Genomic DNA, 21,850 nt, shown 5'->3' with positions numbered 1-21,850 from the left:
AAAGATTTGCATTTTTGTGTAAAAACCTCCTCCTATAAATACAGATTATAAATACCATGCTTTAACTGAGGAGACGGTTTATGAATCAACGTGCAACGCTTACCACGCCCGCTATTGAGGCCCGCCCCTTCAAAGTTTATACCCAGCGCCAGCTTGATAAAATTGAAGCACTAAAAGGCTTACCTGAAGATTTACTTTTTGATATGCAGGTCGTCAGCCAAGTGCTCCCTTTTCGTGTTAATGATTATGTCATTGATGAACTTATCGACTGGCAAGCTGTGCCTAATGACCCTGTTTTTCAGCTCACTTTTCCACAGCGCGGAATGTTAAAACCGGAACATTTTGATGAAGTGGCGCAGCTATTAAAAAACCAAGCGCCAGCAGCAGAATTAAAAGCAGCAGTTGAACGCATTCGTGAAGATTTAAATCCTCACCCAGCAGGACAAATGGATATGAACCTGCCCCTGCTAGATGGCCAGCCCTTACAAGGTATGCAACATAAATACCAAGAAACGGTTTTATTCTTTCCTAGCCAAGGGCAAGTTTGTCATAGCTATTGCACCTTTTGCTTCCGCTGGGCGCAGTTTGTTGGCGATAAAGACCTGCGCTTTTCTTCTAATGAAGCTGAAACCCTACATACTTACCTAGCTGAACACACAGAAGTCACCGACCTATTATTAACTGGCGGCGACCCAATGGTTATGAAAGCTAAGCATTTGCGTAGGTACTTAGAAGGTTTAATGAAGCCTGAATTAGCCCATGTGCAAAACATTCGCATTGGTTCTAAAAGCCTTTCTTTCTGGCCTTATCGCTTTGTAACCGATGAAGACGCTAATGAAATTTTACAGCTATTCCGTGAATTAATTGCAGCCGGTAAGCACATAGCTTTTATGGCGCATTTTAATCATTGGCAAGAAATGGATACACCTGTTTGTCGTGAAGCAGTAAGGCGTATTCGAGCCACGGGTGCAGAAATTCGTACTCAAGCGCCTTTACTACGCCACATTAATGACGATGCTGATCAGTGGGTTAAAATGTGGAAGATGCAGGTGCAACAAGGCATGATTCCTTATTATATGTTTGTGGAACGCGACACAGGTGCAAGGCATTATTTTGAAATACCTTTAGTGGAAGCTTGGGAAATTTATCGTACCGCCATGAAGCAAGTGCCCGGCTTGTGCCGTACAGCGCGTGGCCCATCTATGTCTGCCGACCCAGGCAAGGTTGAAATTCAAGGCGTTACAGAAATTCATGGTGAAAAGGTTATGGTACTGCGTTTAATTCAAGGCCGCGATGCCGATTGGGTGCAAAAGCCTTTCTTTGCTAAATATAACGACCAAGCTACCTGGCTTAACCATTTAGAACCGGCCTTTGGTGAAGAAAAATTCTTCTATGAAGATGCGCTTACAGCCATGGAAGAAAGCAAAACAGCCTTGATTGCTAAAGCTTAATTAATGATGAATTTATACCTGACTAGGGAAGGTCAGGATAAAACAACTGCCCTGCCCTAACTCACTGCTTAGCTGAATTCGTCCACCCAACACACCAGTAACAATATTGTGCACTAGGTGCAAACCTAAACCCGTACCACCTTGGCCTATTTTAGTGGTAAAAAAAGGGTCAAAGGCTTTTTTTTGTAAGGCCTTACTCATACCAGCGCCATTATCCTGCACGCTTAATTCAACCAGCTGCTCATCACCCTTACAGGCTGCTTTAAGTTTTATTAAACCTTCTTCTTGCTTTTCAAAAGCGTGTATTAGTGCATTTTGAATTAGGTTAGTAATTACTTGCCCCAAAGGGCCTGGGTAACTGGTTATTTCTAAATCTTCTGGTACATCAATTAAAATCTGATAATTAGTGTTTCTTAATAATGGCTGTAAAAGTGTAATGGCTTCCACTAGCACTTGATGTAAATTAAACTCCCTTAGCTGCGAGGTAGTTCTATCCACTGCTACCTGTCTAAAACTACTAATTAGCCCCGAAGCTCTTTCTAAATTACGCTGCAAAATTGCCAAGGACTGACCCCCTTCGTTTAAAAATAGTTCCAGTGAAGAGCGCCTTAATCCTTCTTGCAAAGCTTCACCTAGGTTTTCTAGATCATTACCTAAGGTGGTTGAAGACATAAGTGCATTACCGATGGGCGTATTAAGTTCATGAGCGACACCGGCAACGAGTGAACCCAAGGCAGCTAACTTTTCAGATTGAATTAAATCTTGCTGGGCTTTTTCTAAACTTTTAAGGGTTTCTTCTAGCTTGGTATTGGCTTGGGTTAAATCAAAAGTGCGGCGTTCAACCCTTTCTTCTAGGGTTCGATTCAACTCTCTAAGCTGTGCCTGCATTTGGTAGTTGCTGGAAATGTCCTCATAGGCAATGACTAGCATTTGACGACCACTAACCACAACGGTTTGTGAAGAAAGCGAACCTAAAAATTCTTCGCCATTGGCTTGCCGCATCCACACATTAAATTCTTCGACGGGTAAACCAGCATGAGCTTGCTTAATTAAACGTGCTCTATCCTCAGCTGAAACCCACCAAGAAAACTCACCTGCTTTAAAGCCTGCTACTTGCTTTTCTGGAATTTGAAACTTTTGAATCCAAGCTGAATTAACGCGTTCAGTGGCGTAGTCACCGTCTAACCAGTAACCCACTAATAAGGGTGTTGGGGAGGTATCAAAAATGGCTTCTAATTGAATTTCACGAGCTTTTAAAGTTTTTTCACACTGCATTACAAACAATAAAGCCAACAGCAGTGCTGTACTAAGAAATAGAATGCTGGCTATCAGCAGTTCCACTGATCAATCCATTCCAAGAGTGCATCTAAAGGCATAGGCCGAGCAATAAGGTAGCCTTGCCCTTCGTGGCAGCCCAGTGCTTTCAGTTCTTCTAGCTGAGAGGTGGTTTCTATACCTTCTGCCAAAACCTGTAAGTTTAAACGCTGACCTAGGCCAATAATCATTTGTGCTATGCGTTGACCAGAACCCGATGCATCTAATTTAGCGACAAAACTCCGGTCAATTTTTAATCTATCGGCACTGAGTTTTTCTAAATAAGAAAGTGAAGAAAAGCCCGTACCAAAATCATCAATCGAAAGTGTCACCCCTAGCTGCTTTAGGTAGGAGAATTTGTTTTCAACTTCCATCGACCCAAGCACACCAACAGATTCAGTAATTTCAAGGTCAAGGTTATGCCCGCTAAGGTTACTACTTGTTAAAACCTTAGCGACCTTGCTTTCAAAGTCAGGCTGATTGAACTGTAATGCAGAAACATTTACCGCCATACGCAGGTGGGGCAACTCTGGCAGTAGCTCTTGTAAATCTAATAAAGCTTGCTGAAGTACCCAGTCACCTAACTTAATAATTAAGCCAGATTGCTCGGCAAGATGAATAAACTGATCGGGGGGTATGCGCTGCCCGCCAGCAGGGTGCCAGCGTACTAAGGCTTCAACACCTAAAAGCTGGTTGGTGGCTAGGTCAATTTGTGGCTGATATTCTAAAAACAACTGCCCTAAATCTAAGTCACGTTTTAGGCTACGCAACATTTGTGAATGGTGGCGCAGCTCTTCTACCATGGCGGGCTTGAAAATAACACAACTGCCATGACCTTGATTTTTAGCTCGCTTTAAAGCCATAGTGGCATAACTTAAAAGTTCATCGCCTGTCATTCCTTCTGTGCAGGTAGCTACACCTATACAAAAGCTTAGAGGGTGCTCAATATCATCAAATAAAATTGGCTGGGTCAGTGATTCTCTAGCTTTTAAGTGTTCGGCATCACCTTGGTATAACAAGGCAAAGTGATCTGCATTTAAACGTGCTGCAACTAGGCACCCTTCTTGGTTTTCTAAGCGTCGGGCAAAAGCTTTTAAAAGTAGGTCACCCTGTTGGTTACCAAAGGTGTCATTTAAAACAGAGAATTGATTCAGGTCGATTAGAGCAAGCTGAAGTTGTTGCTCGGCTTCTTCTGAGTAGCTGCCTAGCTGTAAATTCAACATATTTAACAAGCCATTACGATTAAATAGACCAGTTAAAGGGTCGTCATAAGCTAGGGTAACTAGTTCTTCGTAAAGCAGGTAACTACGCAAAGCAGTCATCATAATGACATGAAGCTTGTCGTGAGTTAACTCTGTTTTTGTTTTGTAGTCGTTAATATCATAGCGAGCAACGGTTTTTAGCTCTGGCGCATAACCTGGTTGGCCAGTTCTTAAAATAATTCGGAGGCTCTGCAAGCCTAAATGATGACGGATTTGACCAATTAAATTTAAACCTGCTTGTTCTGTTTCCATAACCACATCAAGTAGCATAACCGCTGTGTCTGGGTGGCTTTGTAACAAGTAATAGGCTTCTTCACCTGAGTAAGCATCAATAAACTCTAATCTTCTGCCTTTAAATTGCATGTTTTTTAGGGTTAACCGGGTAGCCAGATGAATATCTTCATCATCATCTACAATTAAAACCTTAAAAACTGGCGTGGATTCAGTTAGATCTGCCTCTGCTGAGGTTTCCAGCTCTTCGGTAAAATAGAGCAAATCATCACTTTCTTTCGATGTTGCTGTATCACGTGAGAAAGATATTAAATTCATAAGCTGCTCGTTAAAACCAAATAATAGGCGGTTGTCTATTTAATCTAGGTAACTTAGTAGAAAACGTCTAGTTGCTTATCGCTGATTTCTTGTCACCAAACATTAATGGCATTAAAGGTTAATTGGCTGAGGATCACCCAAAATACGAGGCTCTCGTTGCCAAATATACAGATCACCCAAGGTTTTTAATCTGGCTGCCACTTCTCTTAGCCAGACTTTACGCATTGCTGACCATTCTGGCCCTTCGGCAGCACAACCACTAGCTTCTATTCCTAAGTGATCGGCAATAAATAATGCCCGTGGTAAATGGTATTCTTGTGTAATGAGCACTAACTGATGCAAACCATAAACATCACGACTACGCTTTAAACTGTCAAAGGTGCTAAAGCCTGCGGAATCCAGTGTCATGGCTTCTAGCGGTACGCCTCTATCTAAAAGATCCTGCTGCATTTTGGCAGGCTCGTTATAATAAAGGCTGCGATTGTCACCTGATAAAAGCAGGTGTTCTACCCTTCCTTGCTGATAAAGCTGCGCAGCTAGGTTAATACGCCCATAATAATGGGGGTTAGAGCGCTCTGAACGTAAAAACTGACTTGTACCAAAAACTAAGGCGACTTCAAAGTCACTCCTACAGCCCTCTTCTGGTTTGATAAGCCTTGCAGAAGTTACGCCAACTAGCCAAGCATTACTTGCTAAAAGAAATACTAGGCAGAAGGCTGTAAAAGCAACAAGACGCCACCACACTAGAGTGAGCCTTGGTATTTTCTTTTTCATCTTAGCTCCTAACTCTAATCTTATGATGTATTCTAATCACTTAGCGATAAAATATCGCATGTATTTGTTATCTAGTGAGTCAAAGATGAGATTTAAAGTTACTTTATTTACCCTTACCACCTTATTGATTAGCTTTAATTTACAAGCCAAATTAGGTGTAGGAATTGGTTTTGCTAAGGGTCAAAGCCCCTACCGAGATGTTGCCTCTAACCCCAATACGATTCCTGGCTATCTAAGCTACGAAGGAAGTAAGGGGTATTTTAGAGGTATTGAAGGCGGTATTTATCTCTGGAGTCAAGGAGAAAGAGGTAAAAAGCTTACACTTTCACTGTTAGCGGCGGGTCGTTTAGAAGGCTATAAAGCTTCTGACTCAGGTTATTTAAGCGGAATGAAAACGCGCCAATGGTCCTTAGATGCAGGGGCTGGAGCAACTTTACAGCGAGGCTTTAATCGTTATACAGCCAAGGTGTTAACCGATACTTTAGGAAGGCATAAAGGACAGTCTTTCGACTTAGGCTATGCCTATGTATTTCCTGCTACTTCTAAATTATTACTTATACCTGGCGCTAACGTCACTTGGCAAAGCAGTAACCTTTTGGACTACTACTTTGGCGTGACTAACAATGAAGCACAAGCAGGGCGAAATGCTTATAAAGCAAAAGATGGGGTACAGCTTAGGGCTAGCTTGTTGACTAGCTATAAAGTTAGCCCTAATACATCGTTTACACTCCTAGTAACAACCCGTAAGCTAGCTAAGAGTGTTACTGCTAGCCCTTTGGTTGACAGGAATTATCTTAGCGGTGTTTTTGGTGCCCTTAACTACAGCTTTTAAGCTTTGCTAAGGCCTCACCTAACCTTACTGGCGTACCATTTTGTAGATCTTCACGCCACTCTACGGCATCTGGCCCAAAAACTACGATAGCCGTAGAGCCTAACTTAAAGCGCCCCATTTCCTGACCTTTTTCTAATACCACTGGTTGAGGGTTATTAAAATCTCTAAGGGTTACTTGGCGAGCAGGTGGTGCTACTTGCCCATCCCAAACCGTTTCTATTCCTGCCACTATCATTGCACCCACTAAAATGAGCGCCATAGGGCCTGCGGGCGTTTCAAAAAAACACACCAAACGCTCATTACGAGCAAATAACCCAGGTACATTGTCTGCCGTAGCCTGATTAACCGAAAAAAGCTTACCCGGTACATAAATTGTCTCTAGCAAACGACCCTGTATAGGCATATGGACACGGTGGTAGTCTTTGGGGGATAAATAAATGGTGGCAAAGCTACCACCCATAAAAGGTTGTGCTTTTTCTAAATCACCGCCCAATAAACGGGTAAGACTGTAGTTAATGCCTTTAGCCTGCATTAGCTGACCATGCTGTAATTCGCCTAATTCACTAATAGCACCATCTGCAGGGCTAACTAACTGGCTAGGATCTGCTAAGATTTCACGCGCATCAGGTTTTAACTCGCGGGTAAAGAAGTCATTAAAGCTACTAAAAGCAGTAGGATCTTCTTGTAGCGCTTCGCTCATATCGACATTAAAGCGTTTAATAAAAGCTTTAATCAGCTGATTTTTAATCCAACCAACGCGACAGTCAGCTAAGCGTCCGGTTAAGCGCGATAATAAATGCTGTGGCAATAAATACTGCAGCCAAGAAAATAATTTAGATTTATTCACAAAAAATGCCCTGTTGTGGAATAGACCTACGCATTGTAGCGGATAGCACCTACAAAAAGGTAAACTTCCTAAAAGATCTAGCAAGGAAATGTTAAATATGTCACGCCCCAGCACCCTAGCCAGTTGGTATGCCTTAGAACAAGAAGCAAAACAAACAGGCAATCGTCATTTACGCGATATGAGTAATAATGAACAGCGTTTCAAGGAGCTAAGCCGTCACTTTGATGGCTTGTTGTTAGACTTATCTAAACAGCGCCTAGAGCCTTTAACATTACAGCTTTTATTACAACTTGCTGAAGAATGCCAACTTGGTACTAAAATCCATGACTTGCTTAGTGGCCAACCTGTTAACAATAGCGAAAACAGACCCGCACTCCACACGGCTTTACGCCTACCGGCTGGTGAAGAGTTATGGGTTGAGGGTGTTGATGTTAATTTAAGCATACAAGCTAGTTTAGAAAAAATGCAGCAGCTAGTAGAAAAAATACATGCCGGTCAGTGGCGGGGCATAACGGGTTTACCCATCACCGATGTGGTTAACCTTGGGGTAGGTGGTTCCGACCTAGGACCTTTAATGGTTTGTCACGCTTTAGCCGATTTTCAACCTAAAAATATTACACCCGTAAATATTCACTTTGCTTCTACTATTGATGGCTCACAGTTAGCAGAGCGCTTAAAGCAACTTAACCCAGCTACTACCCTTTTTATCTTTTCATCCAAATCTTTTAGTACCATTGATACCCTAAGTAATGCCAATACAGCGCGTCACTGGCTAATTGATAAACTAGGAGATGAAAAACTTATTTTAAAACAGCACTTTATAGGTGTTTCAGGCTCGGTTGAAAAAATGACGCAATGGGGTATAGCCCAAGAAAACCAGTTATTATTTTGGGATTGGGTGGGCGGACGCTATTCCCTTTGGTCAGCCATAGGCTTACCTATTGCACTACAAATTGGTATGCAAGGTTTTAGGCAACTGCTGGCTGGAGCACACGCTTTAGATAAGCACTTTGCTACCAGTCCTTTAACAGATAACCTGCCTGTATTACTGGCTTTAAGTGGCATTTGGAATATCAACTTTTTGAATATTCGTGCTCATGCCATTTTGCCTTACGATGGTCGGTTAAAATATTTTCCAGATTACCTTACTCAGTTAGAAATGGAGTCCAATGGTAAAAGCACCACTCGCGAAGGCGAGCCGGTTGACTATGCCACCTGTCCAGTGCTTTGGGGAGAGCTAGGGCCTAATGCACAACATGCTTTTTATCAGCTACTTCACCAAGGTACTGAAGCGGTTAACTGTGACTTTATTGCGCCTGTTCACCGCTATGAAGAAATAGAAGACCCAGAAACCAAGCGTCAATTTCAAGACCAACACCGTTTATCTTTAGCCAACTGTTTGGCGCAATCCCGCTTATTAATGCTGGGCGATGCAGCCGTACCAAAACTTGATGCTGACCAACCCATGCCACACATGCTTTACCGTGGTAACCAGCCCTCGACCACACTAATGATTAATGAGCTAACACCTTATAGCCTGGGTCAGCTAATTGCTCTTTATGAACACAAGGTTTTTGTACAGGCGGCAATATGGAACATCAACCCCTTCGATCAATGGGGTGTTGAGCTAGGCAAAAAAATTGCCCTAGCTACCGAACAAGCGCTACTGGCTGAAGATCAGCAGGCTACATCCTTAGCTTTTGACCCTTCAACTAGCGGGTTATTAAACCATTGCCTTACAACAACAAAACAACCCTAGAGAAATAAACGCTTTATGAATTTTATAAGTGCTTTTTCACCACTGACGTTATTTTTCATTTTTCTTATAACAGTAATGACAGCCTATTTCCATGGGCCGGTTTACTCTTTGCGTACCGTTAATGCCGCCCCCTCCATCCTTACCAGCGTGGGTATTTTTGGTACTTTTTTGGGTATTGCCCTAGGTTTAATGAATTTTGATGCAGCCGATGTAGAAGCCAGTGTTCCGCAATTAATTGAAGGCTTAAAAACTGCTTTTTGGTCTTCTATTGCCGGTTTGTTAGGCGCCATGACTATAAAAATGCGCCATGTGCTTAATCATGTGCGTGGCATGGATGGCAGTGTGCAAGTTACCGGTGCCACCATGGATGATCTAGCCACACTGCTAGGGGATATACGCCTGCTATTAAAAAACTCTGGATTAACCAAGGTAGATGAGTATTTAAAAAGCACTGATCAACGCCTAGAAACCAGCTTAAAAACTTTTGCTAAAGGCATAGGTGATTACCAACAACAAATGGCCGATGCTAACTCCAAAGCCCTAGTTACCGCCTTGCAAAGCTTGCTGGCAGATTTTAATCAGCAAATTGGCACCCAGTATGGTGAAAACTTCCAACAGCTAAATGAGGCTGTAGGGCAAATGCTGCAATGGCAAGATAACTACAAAGAAGAGCTAGAAGCTTTATTAAACGAGCAGCGTGCTAACGGCAAGGTATTAGACAAGGCCACCGAAGCCTATAAAACCATGGTAGAACACACCCAAGCCTTTAATGAAGTGGCTGAAACGCTTGGCAGTGTAATGAGCGGTTTACAACAGCAGTCCGAATCACTGGGTAAATACCTAGATTCTTTAGCTAACCTAGTGAATAAAGCAGGTGGTGGTTTACCTAAACTAGAAGAACGTATTCATACCCTCACCGATGGCCTAGCCGGTCAGCTAGACAAACAACACACACAAATGCAGCGCTTAATCGACGGTTCTGCTAAACGTGTTGCTGACAGCGTTGAAAACTTAAATGAAGTACTTGGACCACGCTTAGATGAACAGCTAGCTCGCCAACAAAAGCTAACCAACTCAACGCTTGATAGAACAGAACAGCAACTAGTTAGGTTAGATGCTGCCTTAGAGCATGAACTCACCCACTCTTTACAAACTTTTGGCAGCCAAATGGCCGCACTTTCTGAAAAGTTTGTGAGTGATTACACCCCCCTAACAGACAAGCTACGTGAATTAGTTAGAGTTGCTGAACAGCTCGATAAAAACAGCAAGAGTGGGAGTGCTTAAGAACCATGTTGCGCAATCAAGAGGAAGAGGTTCTAGCGGATGAAGAAGGTGCTCACTGGATTTCTGTTAGTGATTTAATGGCTGCACTTATGATGGTATTTTTATTAGTTTCAGTCGTTTTTATGGTGATAGTACAAAAAGAAAGTGAGCGAATGCGTGAAGTTGCGGAAATTTACCTAGATTTAAGGCAAATGCTTTACCAAGACCTGCTGGATGAATTTGAAGAAGATTTACCCCGCTGGGGTGCAAAACTAACCCCAGACTTGGTGATTAGTTTCCAAGACAGCGGCGTATTATTCGAAGTAGGTTCTTCACAACTTAGACCAGCATTTGAAGAAATTTTAAATGATTTTTTTCCCCGCTATGTGCGAGTTATTACTTCTGCTAATTACCGAGAAGACATAGAGGAAGTACGTATAGAAGGCCACACTTCACGTGACTGGACTAATGCCCGCACACCAAATGAAGCCTATATAAACAATATGCGTTTATCGCAAGAAAGAACCCGCTCAAGCTTGGAGTATGTCATTAACCTAGCGGCTGTCGCTAAAGAACAAGAATGGTTAAAGCAATACTTAACCGCTAATGGCTTGTCATCATCCCAACCAATTTATACTAGTGATGGCATTGAAAACAATGAGCTTTCACGCCGAGTTGAATTCCGGGTACGCACCGATGCAGACTCACGTATTCGCGCTATTTTAGAAGAACAGCGCCAGCCACTTAGCCTTGAAGTAAAAGAATGAAGTGGTTAATTAAATGAAATTACCAAATTTCACAGAGTTTGAACCTTTCAAAGTATTACGTTTAAAAATGGGTGCACGTAAAGCTGGGCATTTTGAGCTATTTAATCCTGACAAGCACCTAACGGGTAAAGAAAGGTCTGAATTAGATCAGCAGGGTAAACAGCTACCACTTCATCGCCTTAAGCACTTTGCAGATGCAACTTGGGGCTTAAAAAATACCCGTATTGCAGTTTACCTAGAAGCCGCAACCGACTATCACTTAGCCCAATGCCCCCTTACACAAAGCTGGGCAAATAACCAAATGGTTTGGGTTAGCACCAGACGCACGGGTGATTTACCGCTAGGCAATGAGTCCTCTTCACGCCAAATCTGTGCTGAGTGTTTGCAGTTACTGAACTACAAAGGCTTCGATTTACAAAAAAATCGCAAAATTGCTTATAGTAAGAATCTAATTAAAACCTTCTCCAGAGAGGAGTTTTTTCGAGTTTATACGCTTTACCCAGTACAAGGTTTGGCAGAAAAGCTTGCATAACTGAATTAGGGCGTTTATCGTTGTTAGCCAGTAAACAAATATTTAATAAAAGGCAGCAGACATGCAGCATAGTTCTCTTAACCAAAAGACACGCCTAGCAAAAGCTAGCTTCTCTTTTTATGGCTATTGGTTTAGCAGAATTCATCGCGTCTGAGCTTTTTTGCGGGCGCCTAGTGGCTGCCCAGGCATAGATAAAAAAACCCCGGTGCAGTCCAATCACCGGGGTTTTTTTATAAGGAAAATTTGGCAATGAACAGTAAACTATCCACACCAACGAATGAACGACTTATCACAACACCAGCTGAACTAAGACAACAACTGCCTTTACCCAAGGCTTTACAAACACAAATAATGCAGCAACGCTTGGCCGTTCAAAAAATTGTTGCAGGTGAAGACAAGCGATTAATCGTAGTCGTAGGCCCTTGCTCCGTACATGATATTAGTGCCACGCTAGATTACGCTCAGCGCCTAGTAAAGCTACAAGAAAAAGTTGCTGATAAGCTTTTATTAATCATGCGTGTTTACTTAGAAAAACCCCGTACCTGCTTGGGCTGGAAAGGCATGGTTAACGACCCAGACAGGGATGGCAGCAACAATTTAACTAAGGGTTTGGTTAGGTCACGCCAACTTATGTTGCAAGTTGCTCAACTAGGCTTACCTTTAGCAACCGAAGCTCTGAATCCTTTTTTAGCCCCTTACTTTGAAGATTTAGTTAGCTGGTATGCCTTAGGTGCACGCACGACTGAATCACAAACCCACCGTGAAATGGCCAGCCAATTACCTGGCAGCATCGGCTTTAAAAATGGTACTGATGGTGGTTTTTCAGTAGCAATCAATGCCATTAAAGCAGCAGCTCAGCCTCAGCAAATTACACGTATCAATAGTCATGGACAGTTAGTTTTATCTAACTCGCCCGGTAATCAGTCCAGTCATTTAGTATTGCGTGGTGGTAATGCTGGCCCCAACTACCATCCAGATCAGGTAGCCGCTGCCAGTCATGCTTTACGTGCCGCTGGGGTTAATCACCGTGTAATGATTGATGCTAGCCATGCCAATTGTGGCAAGGTGGCAGAACGCCAGCAGCAGGTACTAGAAAGTGTTGGGCAACAACTGCAAGAAAGCCAAATTATTTTAGGTGTTATGTTAGAAAGCTTTTTAGTAGCAGGGCAGCAACCTTTTCAAGCAACAGAAGGTGTTTACGGTCAATCTATGACTGACCCCTGCTTAGATTGGCAAGCAACCAGTAGTAGCCTGCTTAAATTAGCCCAGCAGGTTAGACTAAGCACTCACATAGCTGAGCCTGCATAAAGTGGCTGGCTATCATTAACGAGTAAAATTAAGATGTTTATGTTTACACTTAAAAGCTTAGACCCAATAGACTATCGCCAAAAAACACGTAAAAGCAGTTTAATTTTAATTGTGGTTTTTGCATCTTTAGGTATGGGTTTGGCTAGCCTGCTAGTCATTATTTGGGGTAGCCCTGGCGGTAATAATTTTCGTCTAAATTTGCTGGGTGTTTTGCTTGGTTTACTAGTCACCCTCTTACTGGTTAAGTTGGTATTTAGTAAACAACCTTTTATGCAAGAAGCTATCTATGGCTGGCACTTAAAACGTAATTTAATGCGTGTTACTAATAAAATGCACACCATTAAAGCCTTGGCAGCAACGAATAACCCTGAAGCATTAAAGCTATTGCGCTTTTACCATCTGGCGCTGGAACAAATGCACCGCCTAGAAGGTGATGACACTGCACTACTAGAGTTAAAAGTTGAGAAGTTAGCGACTGAAGAGCAAATGCAGGGGTTAAACCTGCCGACTCATATAAATTATTTAGACCCAGCTTGGCTAGCAACCCTAGAAGAACAAACGCCTTAAGATACACTTAATGGCGTGTGGTTTGGTCCGTTTTTAACTTTTTTTGTTCCATCATTAAAGCGGTAACATATTCAGCACGACTTGAAGCATTAACTGGCTTTTCACGTTCTTGGCACCAGTCAATTAAAGCTTCAACATCCACTTCTACCTTCTCAATTAAAATATTGCGTGTTGCAAAAACCTCAATCATTTCTAAGCTTTTTTCCTGCCACTCTTGCCAGGTTTTTTCTAAGCTAGCACTATCTTCGGCCACTTCAATTAAACGTGACCACTGATCTTCTTTAATCCAACATAGCCCAGCAACTTGCGGTGTTACATCTAAGGGTTGTTTAATCATTTTTCTTTCCATTAAAGCTGTTTAAAACTTTCACTAGTCCTTACAGCCTAGCACCAAGAAAAACCTTTGCCTACCCAGCTAACCAAGCTTTTCTGCATAGGCATCTAACAAGGTTTCTTGCACACTAACCTCTGCCTTGCCTTCTGCTGGTGAATTCAGCAAATAAGTTCCATCACTTAGTAGCTCCCAGCTTTGGCAGTTATCTAACAAATAGGTTTCTAAATCTTTACGTACTCTATTAGCCAAACGTGGGTCTAATAAAGGGAAGCAGGTTTCTACACGATGAAATAAGTTACGCTCCATAAAGTCAGCACTAGCGCAGTAAACGTCTTCTTGACCATCATTATAAAAACAGAAAACACGTGTGTGCTCTAAGAAGCGACCAATAATAGAGCGCACTTTAATATTTTCTGATACTTCGGCAATGCCGGGTTTTAAGCAACAAATGCCGCGAACAATTAAGTCGATTTCAACACCTGCTTGGCTAGCCCGATAAAGTGCTTTTATAAGTTTAGGCTCAGTAATAGCATTTACTTTAATAATAATGCGTGCCTTTTTGCCTGCGCTTGCAAAGTCTGCTTCTCTATCAATCATTTCGATTAGTTTTTTGTGTAGGGTAAAAGGCGCATGAAGCAGTTTGCGCATATTTAATACTTGTCCCATTCCACAAAGTTGCAAAAACACCTTATGCACATCTTCACAAATGTCTTTATTGGCAGTTAATAAACCATAATCAGTATAAAGGCGTGCTGTTTTTGCATGGTAATTACCTGTTCCCAAGTGGGCATAAGGGCGTAAACGTCCCTGCTCTCGACGCAACAAATGCATCATTTTTGCATGGGTTTTATAGGCAACCACACCATAAATAACAATAGCACCCGCTTCTTGTAAGCGGCTAGCAAGCGTAAGGTTGTCTGCTTCATCAAAGCGTGCCCTTAGCTCTATAACAACAGTGACTTCTTTACCATTACGGGCGGCTTCAACAAGCGCACTAACAATATTGGAATCTGCGCCTGTACGATAAAGGGTTTGTTTTATGGCTACTACATCTGGGTCATTAGCTGCTTCTCTTAGCAGGTCTTCAACCGGAGAAAAGCTTTCAAAAGGGTGATGTAATAATAAATCTCCCTGACTAATGGCATTAAAAATTGAGCCTTCTTCTTTACGCAGCGGTTTAGGTAGGCCGGGAGTAAAAGGCTTGTAGTGTAAGTCTGGGCGATCTATCTGTCCCATAACAGCCATAAGGCGGTTTAAATTAACGGGGCCATTAACTCGGTAAAGCTCTTCATCGGTTAAGGAAAACTGCCTCAATAAAAACTGAGCCAATTCTTCTGGGCAATTATCTGCCACTTCAACACGTACTGCATCGCCATAGCGCCTAGATAAAAGCTCACCACGTAGCGCACTGGCTAAATCGGATACATCTTCAGAATCCACAGCTAGGTCGGCATTGCGGGTAATTCTAAACTGGTAGCAGCCTTTCACCTTCATTCCGGGGAAAAGTGATTCTGCATGGGCGTGAATCATTGAAGATAAAAAAACAAAATTATCGCCACCTTCACAGAGTTCATCAGGCAAGCGTAATAAGCGTGATAAAGAACGAGGCGCGGGTAGAATAGCCAAGCCACCTTCGCGACCAAAAGCATCTTTGCCTTCTAAAGAAACAATAAAGTTTAAGCTTTTATTTACCAAGCGTGGAAAAGGGTGAGAAGGATCTAAACCTATAGGGCTAATGACTGGCAAAATTTCATTATTAAAAAACTCTTTAACCCAAGCAGCTTGTTCTTTTGTCCATTGCTCACGACGAATAAAGCGTATCTGTTCTTCTTCCATCGCTGGGATTAGCACTTCATTTAAAAGGCTATATTGACGCTCAACCTGTTCATGGCATAAGCGTGAAATTTCTTTTAAGACTTCGCTTGGGCGCATACCATCTATAGCAGATTTTTCTCTATCTAAGGCAACTTGGCGGCGCAGACCTGCCACACGTATTTCAAAAAACTCATCTAGGTTGCTAGAGAAAATCAAAAGAAAAAATAGTCGATTCAAAAGCGGGTGACTAGCATCTAAAGACTGCTCTAGCACTCGAATATTAAACTGCAAGTGGGATAGTTCGCGATTAAAGTACAAATCAGCTGCATCAAGATCAATGCTGTCATCTAGCTTACGCCGCCTAACACCACTTTTACTCTGGTTAATACGCAAACTAGCACGAGGGGCGCTAGTTGCAGGTGTTTGAGTGCTGGCTTCTACTTGATTTGTTGCTTCTGTTTTTATCGCCATCTATCCCTGTCCCTTACGTTTATTGATTTAATAGTTCTGCTGCACGTTTACCGTAATAAGTTAGGACGCCATCACTGCCAGCACGCTTCATACAGACTAGCGCTTCCATCATTACGGCCTCTGTTAACCAGCCTTTTTCTATCGCCGCCATGTGCATAGCGTATTCACCACTGACCTGATAAACCAAAGTAGGTACACCAAATTGGGTTTTTACACGGCGGACTATATCTAGGTAAGGCATACCTGGTTTAACCATTACCATGTCAGCGCCTTCTGCTAAGTCTAAAGCCACCTCGTGTAAAGCTTCATCGCTATTAGCTGGGTCCATTTGATAACTGGCTTTATTAGCCTTACCCAAGTTGGCCGATGAACCCACCGCATCACGGAAAGGCCCATAATAAGCGGAGGCATACTTAGCCGCATAGGATAAAATGCGTGTATTTACCAAGTTTTCTTGTTCTAGCACTTGGCGTAGCGCACCTATACGTCCATCCATCATATCGGATGGGGCTAGAACATCCGCACCCGCTTCAGCATGAGATAAGCCTTGCTTAACCAGTGTTTCAACGGTACGGTCATTTAATACGTAGCCTTGAGTATCAATAATGCCATCCTGACCATGAGTTGTGTAAGGATCAAGCGCAACATCCGTAATAATACCCAACTCAGGTACGGCATCTTTTACTGCCTTAATGCTGCGCTGTACTAGGCCGTTAGCACTGTAAGCTTCTTCAGCAAATTCGCTTTTACCTTCTTGTCCAACAACCGGAAAAAGTGCAATACCAGGAATACCTAAAGCAGCCAGCTCACGTGCTTCTTGTACAAGTAAATCAATACTTAGGCGATCAACTCCTGGCATGGATGGGATAGGGTTACGGGCATTTGTACCTTCTTGTACAAAAATGGGTACTAAAAAATCATTGGGCGTTAGCTCGGTTTCTCGCATTAAACGACGTGAGAAATCATCCGCACGCATACGACGCATACGAGTAGCTGGAAACTGACGAAAAGTTGTTTGCACGCTTAAACCCTCTTAAAAGCAATATAAAGATAAAACTTACTTCTAGTATATCAGTCAAAGGTTGCATTTAAACTGCAACAGTTTGCCACCCACGCTTTATCTAGCTAAATTTGATTGTTACAGACTAGCTTCCCTTGGAGAATACAATGAAAAAGAAAGTCGCTTTGTTAATTGCAGGTTGTGGCGTTTATGACGGCGCAGAAATTTATGAAACGGTACTAACCCTACTTCGCCTAGACGAAAAAGATGCTGACTATCAGTTTATCGCGCCAGACAAACCACTAGCTCATGTGATTAACCACCTAACAGGTGAAGAGGTTAAAGACAGCCAGCCAGAAGGTGCTGCAAGCCGCAACCTTTTAGTTGAAGCAGCACGTTTAGCCAGAGGAGAGATTATTGCCTTATCAACAGCTAATCCTGAAGATTATGACGCAGTCATACTTCCCGGTGGTTTTGGTGTAGCTAAAAACTTTTCTACTTTTGCTACAGAGGGCGCTGCCTGTACGGTAGATAAAAAGGTACAAGCTTTTGTACAGGCCTTTTACCAAGCAGAAAAGCCCATTGGCCTGATGTGCATCACACCAGCCATTACTGCTAAGTTAATTCAGCCAGGTATTTTATGTACTGTTGGAAACGATGCTGCGGTTGAAGGTGCTATGACTAGCATGGGCTCATTGCACAAAAGCTGTGCTGTTGACGAAATAGTAGTTGATAACAACCACAAGGTGGTTACTACGCCTGCCTATATGCTAGCCAGCAGAATTACTGAAGCAAAAGCCGGCATTTTTAAACTCGTTGATAAAGTGCTTGAGCTAGCCTAAGTTAACTTAATTAAAACCAGTAGCCCTCTATTAAGCAGGGCTACTTTTTTTAGATTAGGTCTGCTACACCAGATAAATCTACACCAAATGAATTAACCCTAATTGCACTAATGCCCCAAAGGGTTGCAGGGTTAATTTTTATTCGTTCATTAACATTACAAGCGCTGCGAATAGCAAACTGTTCAGTGGCAGTGTTTCTACGTCTAGGCGATAAAAATAAATCGCCATCGGTTTTCTTAATACTAGCCACCAAAGGTGAACGTGGGTCTGGCGTACGACCAATAACAACTGCCAACTCTCCATTGTTAAGGCGAACATAAACCCCAGGCGGGTACACACCTAATTCATTCAAAAACAGTAGTGTTAGTTTAGAATCGAATTTGCTGCCTCGTTGAGTGAAAATATCACGTAAAGAGTCTTTGTGTTTTATAGGGTTACGATAGGGACGGTGCGTTACCATGGCTGTGTAAACATCGGCTAGTGCCAAGATTCTTGCTTCTCGACGAATAGCATCGCCCTTCAACTTACGTGGGTAACCCGTACCATCTAGTTTTTCATGATGCTGAGCAACAAGCTCTATCCATAATAAATCATCAATTCCCGCTTCTTCTAACTTTTGTGCACTCTGTAGTGGGTGACGATTGATTACTTCGCGCTGCTGATCATTTAGTGGTGTTTTTTGTTGATGTAACCGCTGCTGATAAGGGTTCATTGCTATATTGCCAGTTAAAGCTGCTGCTAAAACTGACAACCTTACTGTTTGCTCTACCTGCAAACGATCAAGTATTAACTCGGTTAATACTGCAATTTGCATTGGATGATGAACATGGTAAGGAAACTGTTCAGCTAAATGCACCGCGCCTAATAAAGCATCGCTATCATATTCAACCAACCCTTGAATATGCGTCGCTATATCGTAAACACGCTTTTTAATAACACTACCAGCGGGTCGCTTTTCTGCTTCTATTAGCTTAAAAACTTCTTCTAATTTTAAGCAAAGCTCATCAAATTCAGCAAAAGGGTTAACTTTACGACGAAACTTTATAGGTTTGGGTATAAGGCTTTCTGGATCTGGCTCTATTTCTTGAGCAAATAAGCCTACTCTAGTTAAGATTTCCTTTTGCCTATCTGAGCGTAGAGTAGAACCCTTGGCCATTAATAACTTACCAAACTCGTCATAAATAGACCAAGGCACCGGCTGATTCACTTGAAGGTGTTCAGGCGTTATTCTTGTTAATTCAAAATCACGCAAAAACATAGCATATCCTTGCAGTCTGTCTGTAACCTAAAAAGGCTGATCAGCGTAGATGGCTTGTAAATAATCGCCACCACACTGCAGTTCTTCAAACCAGGTTAGAAACGCTTCTACCTGATCTTCTTGAAACATTGCTCCATGCTGAGGCACTATCATTTTTACTTTGTAAGGCAAAGCTCTAATTCTAGCGACCCAATGCCGACATACAGCATTAGAATGCATGTAGCGTTTATGAAAAGGCTCCATATAGGCCTTATGTGCTTCAAAGTCTTTAACAAAAATTTCACGGCCGCCTTCTGGGTAAATGGATGCCCCAATATCACCAGTAAACAAAATACCCGAGCGCTCATCAAAAATACTAAAGTTACCTTCACTGTGTAAAAAGTGGGCAGGCAAAATTAAAAGATGATCACCCGTTGGCAGACGTAATTTAGCGCCTTTATCTGGCAGAGGAACAACACGTTCAGGTTCATCTAAGCCAAAGTGAGAAACAAAGTGCAGCCATAGGCGTGAAATTAATAACTTGGCATCGGTTGCCTTCATCCAATAAGGAGCCGAAGAACACACATCGGGATCTTGATGCGTGGCTAGCAGGGTATTGAGCTGCCGAGGATGCAAATAGCGGGTTACCTGCTCTAACACCTGATGAAATACATAAGTACCACCTGGGTCAAACAAGTAACCCTGACCACCATTAATGATTAAGCACTGGTTAGTTTGCACAAAAGAATTGGAACCTTCCTCTTCTTCCCAGCCAAACCAAACAAACTGGTGATCATCATCTTCATATAACAAGCGATCATCATCTAAAATTTCATTCATCTCGACAGGCTCCTAGTGGTTTCTTCCTTTATTATTATTCTGCCTACTCTAGAACAAATGCATGCTTGTAAAACTGAGCCAGCTCAAAAGCCGTAGTATTCATCCAATAAGTCTGTTCCACATTGCAGGTTTTCTAGCCAATCTAAAAACTTTGGGATGTGCTCTTTACCAATAATTGCACCATGCTGCGGTACAATCATCTCTATAGGGTACTGGCGAATCATGCCCACCCACTTGCGTAAAGCTGCATTATTACCCATATAACGCTTATGGAAACCTTCGGTATAGGTTAGGTGTGTTTCCCAGTCTTCTACCATTAGGTAGCGCTCACCTCTTGGAAAAACAGCAGCACCGATATCACCAGAAAAAAGAATTTTGGAGCGACTATCATAGAAGCAGAAGTTACCTTCACTGTGTAAAAAGTGAGCAGGCAACATAACGATTTCACCACCGGCTGGTAACTTAATCATTTTGCCGCGGTCTTCGATAGCTATAAGGCGGCTGTTATCACTAAAGCCAAAATGAGAGACAAAACGTATCCACAAACGAGAAACCAATAAACGAGCATTGGTTGCTTTTAGCCAAAGCGTAACAGATGAAAGCACATCAGGGTCTTGGTGAGTTGCCAAGAGGTAGCGGATTTGTTCTAGGGGAAGGTATTTATTCACTTCGGCAGCAACTTCAGAAAAAATAAAAGCACCACCTGGATCAAATAGATAGCCTTGATCCTGATTAACGACTAACACTTGATTAGACTGTACCAAACTTTCATCTGTATCTGGGTCTTCCCAACCAAACCAGATGTATTGGTGATCATCGTCTTCGTATAGAACCTTACTACTTTCTACCATCTTCGACTCCATCGGCCTCATTAATACTTCCATTTCTTTAATATATATCAAGCATCCTTAACTTAACAATTGATATAAAACAATAAACCCGCTAGATAAGGCGGGTTTATTGTTTTATAATGTAAAGTTTTGTTTTATTCTTCTTGTTTAGCCTTGGGTAGTAAGCGTGAAATCAATATACCCACTTCAAACAATAACCACATAGGTACAGCTAGCAGGGTTTGCGAAAAAATGTCGGGCGGTGTCAATAACATGCCAACAACAAAGCAGCCTAGAATTACGTATAAACGCTTAGCTACTAGGCTTTCAACATTAGTAACACCGGCCAAAACAAGTAGCACCGTTGCAACAGGTATTTCAAAGGCTATACCAAAAGCAAAAAAAAGCTTAAGTACAAAGCTTAGGTAGGCGTTGATATCCGTCATTACTGCAACACCCTCAGGCGCTGCAGTAGTAAAAAAAGCAAACAACAAAGGAAACACTGCGTAATAGGCAAATGCCATGCCTGCATAAAATAAAACAATACTAGACCCTAACAGAGGAAAAGCGAGTTTCTTTTCATGGGCATATAAACCTGGTGCTATAAAGCTCCATATTTGGTAGAGGATATAGGGCACACTGACTAAGAAAGCTGTAAATAAAGTTAATTTAAATGGCGCTAAAAAGGGCGAGGCTACTTCAGTAGCTATCATCTGTGCGCCAGCAGGCAGAATGGATCGTAAAGGTTGTGAAATAAATGCGTAAATATCATTGGCAAAGTAAAATAAGCCAATAAAAACAACCAAAACAGATAGAACAATACGCAGCACTCGGGTACGCAGTTCAATCAAATGCTCAACTAAAGGCGCATGACTAGCAGGAGCGGTACTCTCTTCAGGATGAGAAGAAGGCTGCATATCAGGGTTACTCACTTAGAATCTTCCTTAGACTGAGTTGCAGTAGGTGCTGAATCAGTATTGCTTGGTTTTGTTAATTCCATTTCTTCAGCAACCTCTTTTTCTACCTCATGTAAGCCACTACGCACCTTTTTTTCGTGCTCAGCTAAGCGCTCACGCATTTCCTCTAACTGCATCTGTTCACTCACTTCTTGCTGAATGCCAGAGACCATTTTTCGGATACGCCCAATATACAAGCCCAAGGTTTTAATTGCTTGCGGCAAGCGGTGTGGGCCTAGTACCAACAGCCCCACCACAGCAATGACTAGGAGTTCAAAAAAGCCAATATCAAACATAGAC

General features: G+C 42.3%; 21 protein-coding genes. 9 read left to right on the top strand and 12 right to left on the bottom strand.

From position 1 onward, the window contains the following. The first annotated feature begins 80 nt into the window (after positions 1 to 80). Entirely contained in the window at positions 81 to 1,451 is a 1,371-nt protein-coding gene (locus H571_RS0103500; protein ID WP_027848102.1) for a KamA family radical SAM protein, read from the top strand. A gap of 12 nt (positions 1,452 to 1,463) precedes the next feature. On the opposite strand, the gene H571_RS14060 is transcribed toward H571_RS0103500, so the two are convergent. The 3 genes from H571_RS14060 to H571_RS14055 all read right to left on the bottom strand — a co-directional run bounded on the left by H571_RS14060 (position 1,464) and on the right by H571_RS14055 (position 5,350). Further along, positions 1,464 to 2,792, bottom strand: coding sequence for a PAS domain-containing sensor histidine kinase (locus H571_RS14060; protein WP_051168119.1), 1,329 nt, complete (start codon positions 2,790 to 2,792; stop codon positions 1,464 to 1,466). Further along, positions 2,780 to 4,576: an EAL domain-containing response regulator gene (locus H571_RS0103490; RefSeq protein WP_027848101.1), complete on the bottom strand. Its 1,797-nt coding sequence runs from the start codon at positions 4,574 to 4,576 to the stop codon at positions 2,780 to 2,782. Before H571_RS0103490 ends, H571_RS14060 begins: the two co-directional genes overlap by 13 nt. Before the next feature lie 111 nt (positions 4,577 to 4,687). Beyond that, positions 4,688 to 5,350 carry a SanA/YdcF family protein gene (locus tag H571_RS14055; RefSeq protein WP_051168118.1) on the bottom strand — a complete coding sequence of 221 codons (663 nt, stop codon included), beginning with the start codon at positions 5,348 to 5,350 and terminating at the stop codon, positions 4,688 to 4,690. An 85-nt stretch (positions 5,351 to 5,435) separates the two neighbouring features. On the opposite strand from H571_RS14055, the gene H571_RS0103480 reads away from it, so the two are divergent. Beyond that, positions 5,436 to 6,182 carry a MipA/OmpV family protein gene (locus H571_RS0103480; protein WP_027848100.1) on the top strand — a complete coding sequence of 249 codons (747 nt, stop codon included), beginning with the start codon at positions 5,436 to 5,438 and terminating at the stop codon, positions 6,180 to 6,182. On the opposite strand, the gene asd is transcribed toward H571_RS0103480, so the two are convergent. Then, positions 6,166 to 7,029, bottom strand: coding sequence for an archaetidylserine decarboxylase (asd, locus tag H571_RS0103475; RefSeq protein ID WP_027848099.1), 864 nt, complete (start codon positions 7,027 to 7,029; stop codon positions 6,166 to 6,168). The two genes, H571_RS0103480 and asd, sit on opposite strands and share 17 nt — an antisense overlap. A gap of 88 nt (positions 7,030 to 7,117) precedes the next feature. Here asd and pgi point away from each other — a divergent pair, with 88 nt between their 5' ends. From pgi to H571_RS0103445, 6 genes are all read left to right on the top strand, one after another. Continuing rightward, positions 7,118 to 8,788, top strand: coding sequence for a glucose-6-phosphate isomerase (gene pgi / locus H571_RS0103470; protein WP_027848098.1), 1,671 nt, complete (start codon positions 7,118 to 7,120; stop codon positions 8,786 to 8,788). A 15-nt stretch (positions 8,789 to 8,803) separates the two neighbouring features. Beyond that, positions 8,804 to 10,072: a hypothetical protein gene (locus H571_RS0103465; RefSeq protein ID WP_027848097.1), complete on the top strand. Its 1,269-nt coding sequence runs from the start codon at positions 8,804 to 8,806 to the stop codon at positions 10,070 to 10,072. Between the two features lie 5 nt (positions 10,073 to 10,077). After that, positions 10,078 to 10,818, top strand: coding sequence for an OmpA/MotB family protein (locus H571_RS0103460; RefSeq protein WP_036217350.1), 741 nt, complete (start codon positions 10,078 to 10,080; stop codon positions 10,816 to 10,818). A 13-nt stretch (positions 10,819 to 10,831) separates the two neighbouring features. After that, positions 10,832 to 11,350, top strand: a complete 519-nt coding sequence (locus H571_RS0103455) for a hypothetical protein (protein WP_027848095.1) — start codon at positions 10,832 to 10,834, stop codon at positions 11,348 to 11,350. A 249-nt stretch (positions 11,351 to 11,599) separates the two neighbouring features. Continuing rightward, positions 11,600 to 12,658 (top strand): 3-deoxy-7-phosphoheptulonate synthase, encoded by a 1,059-nt coding sequence (locus tag H571_RS0103450; protein ID WP_027848094.1) that lies wholly within the window; start codon positions 11,600 to 11,602, stop codon positions 12,656 to 12,658. Positions 12,659 to 12,691: 33 nt separating this feature from the next. Beyond that, on the top strand, positions 12,692 to 13,225 hold the full coding sequence (locus tag H571_RS0103445) for a DUF3087 family protein (protein ID WP_211219750.1): 534 nt from the start codon (positions 12,692 to 12,694) through the stop codon (positions 13,223 to 13,225). Positions 13,226 to 13,232: 7 nt separating this feature from the next. On the opposite strand, the gene H571_RS0103440 is transcribed toward H571_RS0103445, so the two are convergent. From H571_RS0103440 to hemB, 3 genes are all read right to left on the bottom strand, one after another. Then, the gene (locus H571_RS0103440) at positions 13,233 to 13,562 is read right to left on the bottom strand and encodes a hypothetical protein (protein WP_027848092.1); all 330 of its coding nucleotides are present in this window, start codon (positions 13,560 to 13,562) and stop codon (positions 13,233 to 13,235) included. Positions 13,563 to 13,640: 78 nt separating this feature from the next. Beyond that, entirely contained in the window at positions 13,641 to 15,845 is a 2,205-nt protein-coding gene (gene ppk1, locus H571_RS0103435) for a polyphosphate kinase 1 (RefSeq protein ID WP_027848091.1), read from the bottom strand. A 19-nt stretch (positions 15,846 to 15,864) separates the two neighbouring features. Continuing rightward, entirely contained in the window at positions 15,865 to 16,866 is a 1,002-nt protein-coding gene (hemB, locus tag H571_RS0103430) for a porphobilinogen synthase (protein ID WP_027848090.1), read from the bottom strand. Positions 16,867 to 17,012: 146 nt separating this feature from the next. Between hemB and elbB the strand changes: the two genes are divergently transcribed. Beyond that, entirely contained in the window at positions 17,013 to 17,687 is a 675-nt protein-coding gene (elbB, locus tag H571_RS0103425; RefSeq protein ID WP_027848089.1) for an isoprenoid biosynthesis glyoxalase ElbB, read from the top strand. A gap of 49 nt (positions 17,688 to 17,736) precedes the next feature. Here elbB and H571_RS0103420 read toward each other — a convergent pair whose 3' ends face one another. From H571_RS0103420 to tatB, 5 genes are all read right to left on the bottom strand, one after another. Then, entirely contained in the window at positions 17,737 to 18,945 is a 1,209-nt protein-coding gene (locus H571_RS0103420) for an HD-GYP domain-containing protein (RefSeq protein WP_027848088.1), read from the bottom strand. Between the two features lie 27 nt (positions 18,946 to 18,972). Then, a complete protein-coding gene (locus H571_RS0103415; protein ID WP_027848087.1) occupies positions 18,973 to 19,764 on the bottom strand; it encodes an oxygen-binding di-iron domain-containing protein in 792 nt (263 codons plus the stop codon). Positions 19,765 to 19,847: 83 nt separating this feature from the next. Continuing rightward, the gene (locus H571_RS0103410; protein ID WP_036217348.1) at positions 19,848 to 20,615 is read right to left on the bottom strand and encodes an oxygen-binding di-iron domain-containing protein; all 768 of its coding nucleotides are present in this window, start codon (positions 20,613 to 20,615) and stop codon (positions 19,848 to 19,850) included. Between the two features lie 134 nt (positions 20,616 to 20,749). After that, positions 20,750 to 21,511 (bottom strand): twin-arginine translocase subunit TatC, encoded by a 762-nt coding sequence (gene tatC / locus H571_RS0103405; protein WP_027848085.1) that lies wholly within the window; start codon positions 21,509 to 21,511, stop codon positions 20,750 to 20,752. Positions 21,512 to 21,522: 11 nt separating this feature from the next. After that, positions 21,523 to 21,846, bottom strand: a complete 324-nt coding sequence (gene tatB / locus H571_RS14050) for a Sec-independent protein translocase protein TatB (RefSeq protein ID WP_051168116.1) — start codon at positions 21,844 to 21,846, stop codon at positions 21,523 to 21,525. Positions 21,847 to 21,850 lie beyond the last annotated feature (4 nt).

Origin of the sequence: Marinospirillum minutulum DSM 6287, from assembly GCF_000422325.1 — a bacterium.
Classification (GTDB): Bacteria; Pseudomonadota; Gammaproteobacteria; order Pseudomonadales; family Halomonadaceae; genus Marinospirillum; species Marinospirillum minutulum.
The sequence above is the reverse complement of the archived record's forward strand: the minus strand, read 5'-3'. Positions and strand labels throughout refer to the sequence as shown.

Coding starts and splice junctions, on each gene's coding strand:
- H571_RS0103500 (WP_027848102.1), top strand. CDS start 81: ATGAATCAACGTGCAACGCTTACCACGCCCGCTATTGAGGCCCGCCCC.
- H571_RS0103490 (WP_027848101.1), bottom strand. CDS start 4,576: ATGAATTTAATATCTTTCTCACGTGATACAGCAACATCGAAAGAAAGT.
- H571_RS14055 (WP_051168118.1), bottom strand. CDS start 5,350: ATGAAAAAGAAAATACCAAGGCTCACTCTAGTGTGGTGGCGTCTTGTT.
- H571_RS0103480 (WP_027848100.1), top strand. CDS start 5,436: ATGAGATTTAAAGTTACTTTATTTACCCTTACCACCTTATTGATTAGC.
- pgi (WP_027848098.1), top strand. CDS start 7,118: ATGTTAAATATGTCACGCCCCAGCACCCTAGCCAGTTGGTATGCCTTA.
- H571_RS0103465 (WP_027848097.1), top strand. CDS start 8,804: ATGAATTTTATAAGTGCTTTTTCACCACTGACGTTATTTTTCATTTTT.
- H571_RS0103460 (WP_036217350.1), top strand. CDS start 10,078: ATGTTGCGCAATCAAGAGGAAGAGGTTCTAGCGGATGAAGAAGGTGCT.
- H571_RS0103455 (WP_027848095.1), top strand. CDS start 10,832: ATGAAATTACCAAATTTCACAGAGTTTGAACCTTTCAAAGTATTACGT.
- H571_RS0103450 (WP_027848094.1), top strand. CDS start 11,600: ATGAACAGTAAACTATCCACACCAACGAATGAACGACTTATCACAACA.
- H571_RS0103445 (WP_211219750.1), top strand. CDS start 12,692: ATGTTTATGTTTACACTTAAAAGCTTAGACCCAATAGACTATCGCCAA.
- H571_RS0103440 (WP_027848092.1), bottom strand. CDS start 13,562: ATGATTAAACAACCCTTAGATGTAACACCGCAAGTTGCTGGGCTATGT.
- ppk1 (WP_027848091.1), bottom strand. CDS start 15,845: ATGGCGATAAAAACAGAAGCAACAAATCAAGTAGAAGCCAGCACTCAA.
- elbB (WP_027848089.1), top strand. CDS start 17,013: ATGAAAAAGAAAGTCGCTTTGTTAATTGCAGGTTGTGGCGTTTATGAC.
- H571_RS0103420 (WP_027848088.1), bottom strand. CDS start 18,945: ATGTTTTTGCGTGATTTTGAATTAACAAGAATAACGCCTGAACACCTT.
- H571_RS0103415 (WP_027848087.1), bottom strand. CDS start 19,764: ATGAATGAAATTTTAGATGATGATCGCTTGTTATATGAAGATGATGAT.
- H571_RS0103410 (WP_036217348.1), bottom strand. CDS start 20,615: ATGGTAGAAAGTAGTAAGGTTCTATACGAAGACGATGATCACCAATAC.
- tatC (WP_027848085.1), bottom strand. CDS start 21,511: ATGCAGCCTTCTTCTCATCCTGAAGAGAGTACCGCTCCTGCTAGTCAT.
- tatB (WP_051168116.1), bottom strand. CDS start 21,846: ATGTTTGATATTGGCTTTTTTGAACTCCTAGTCATTGCTGTGGTGGGG.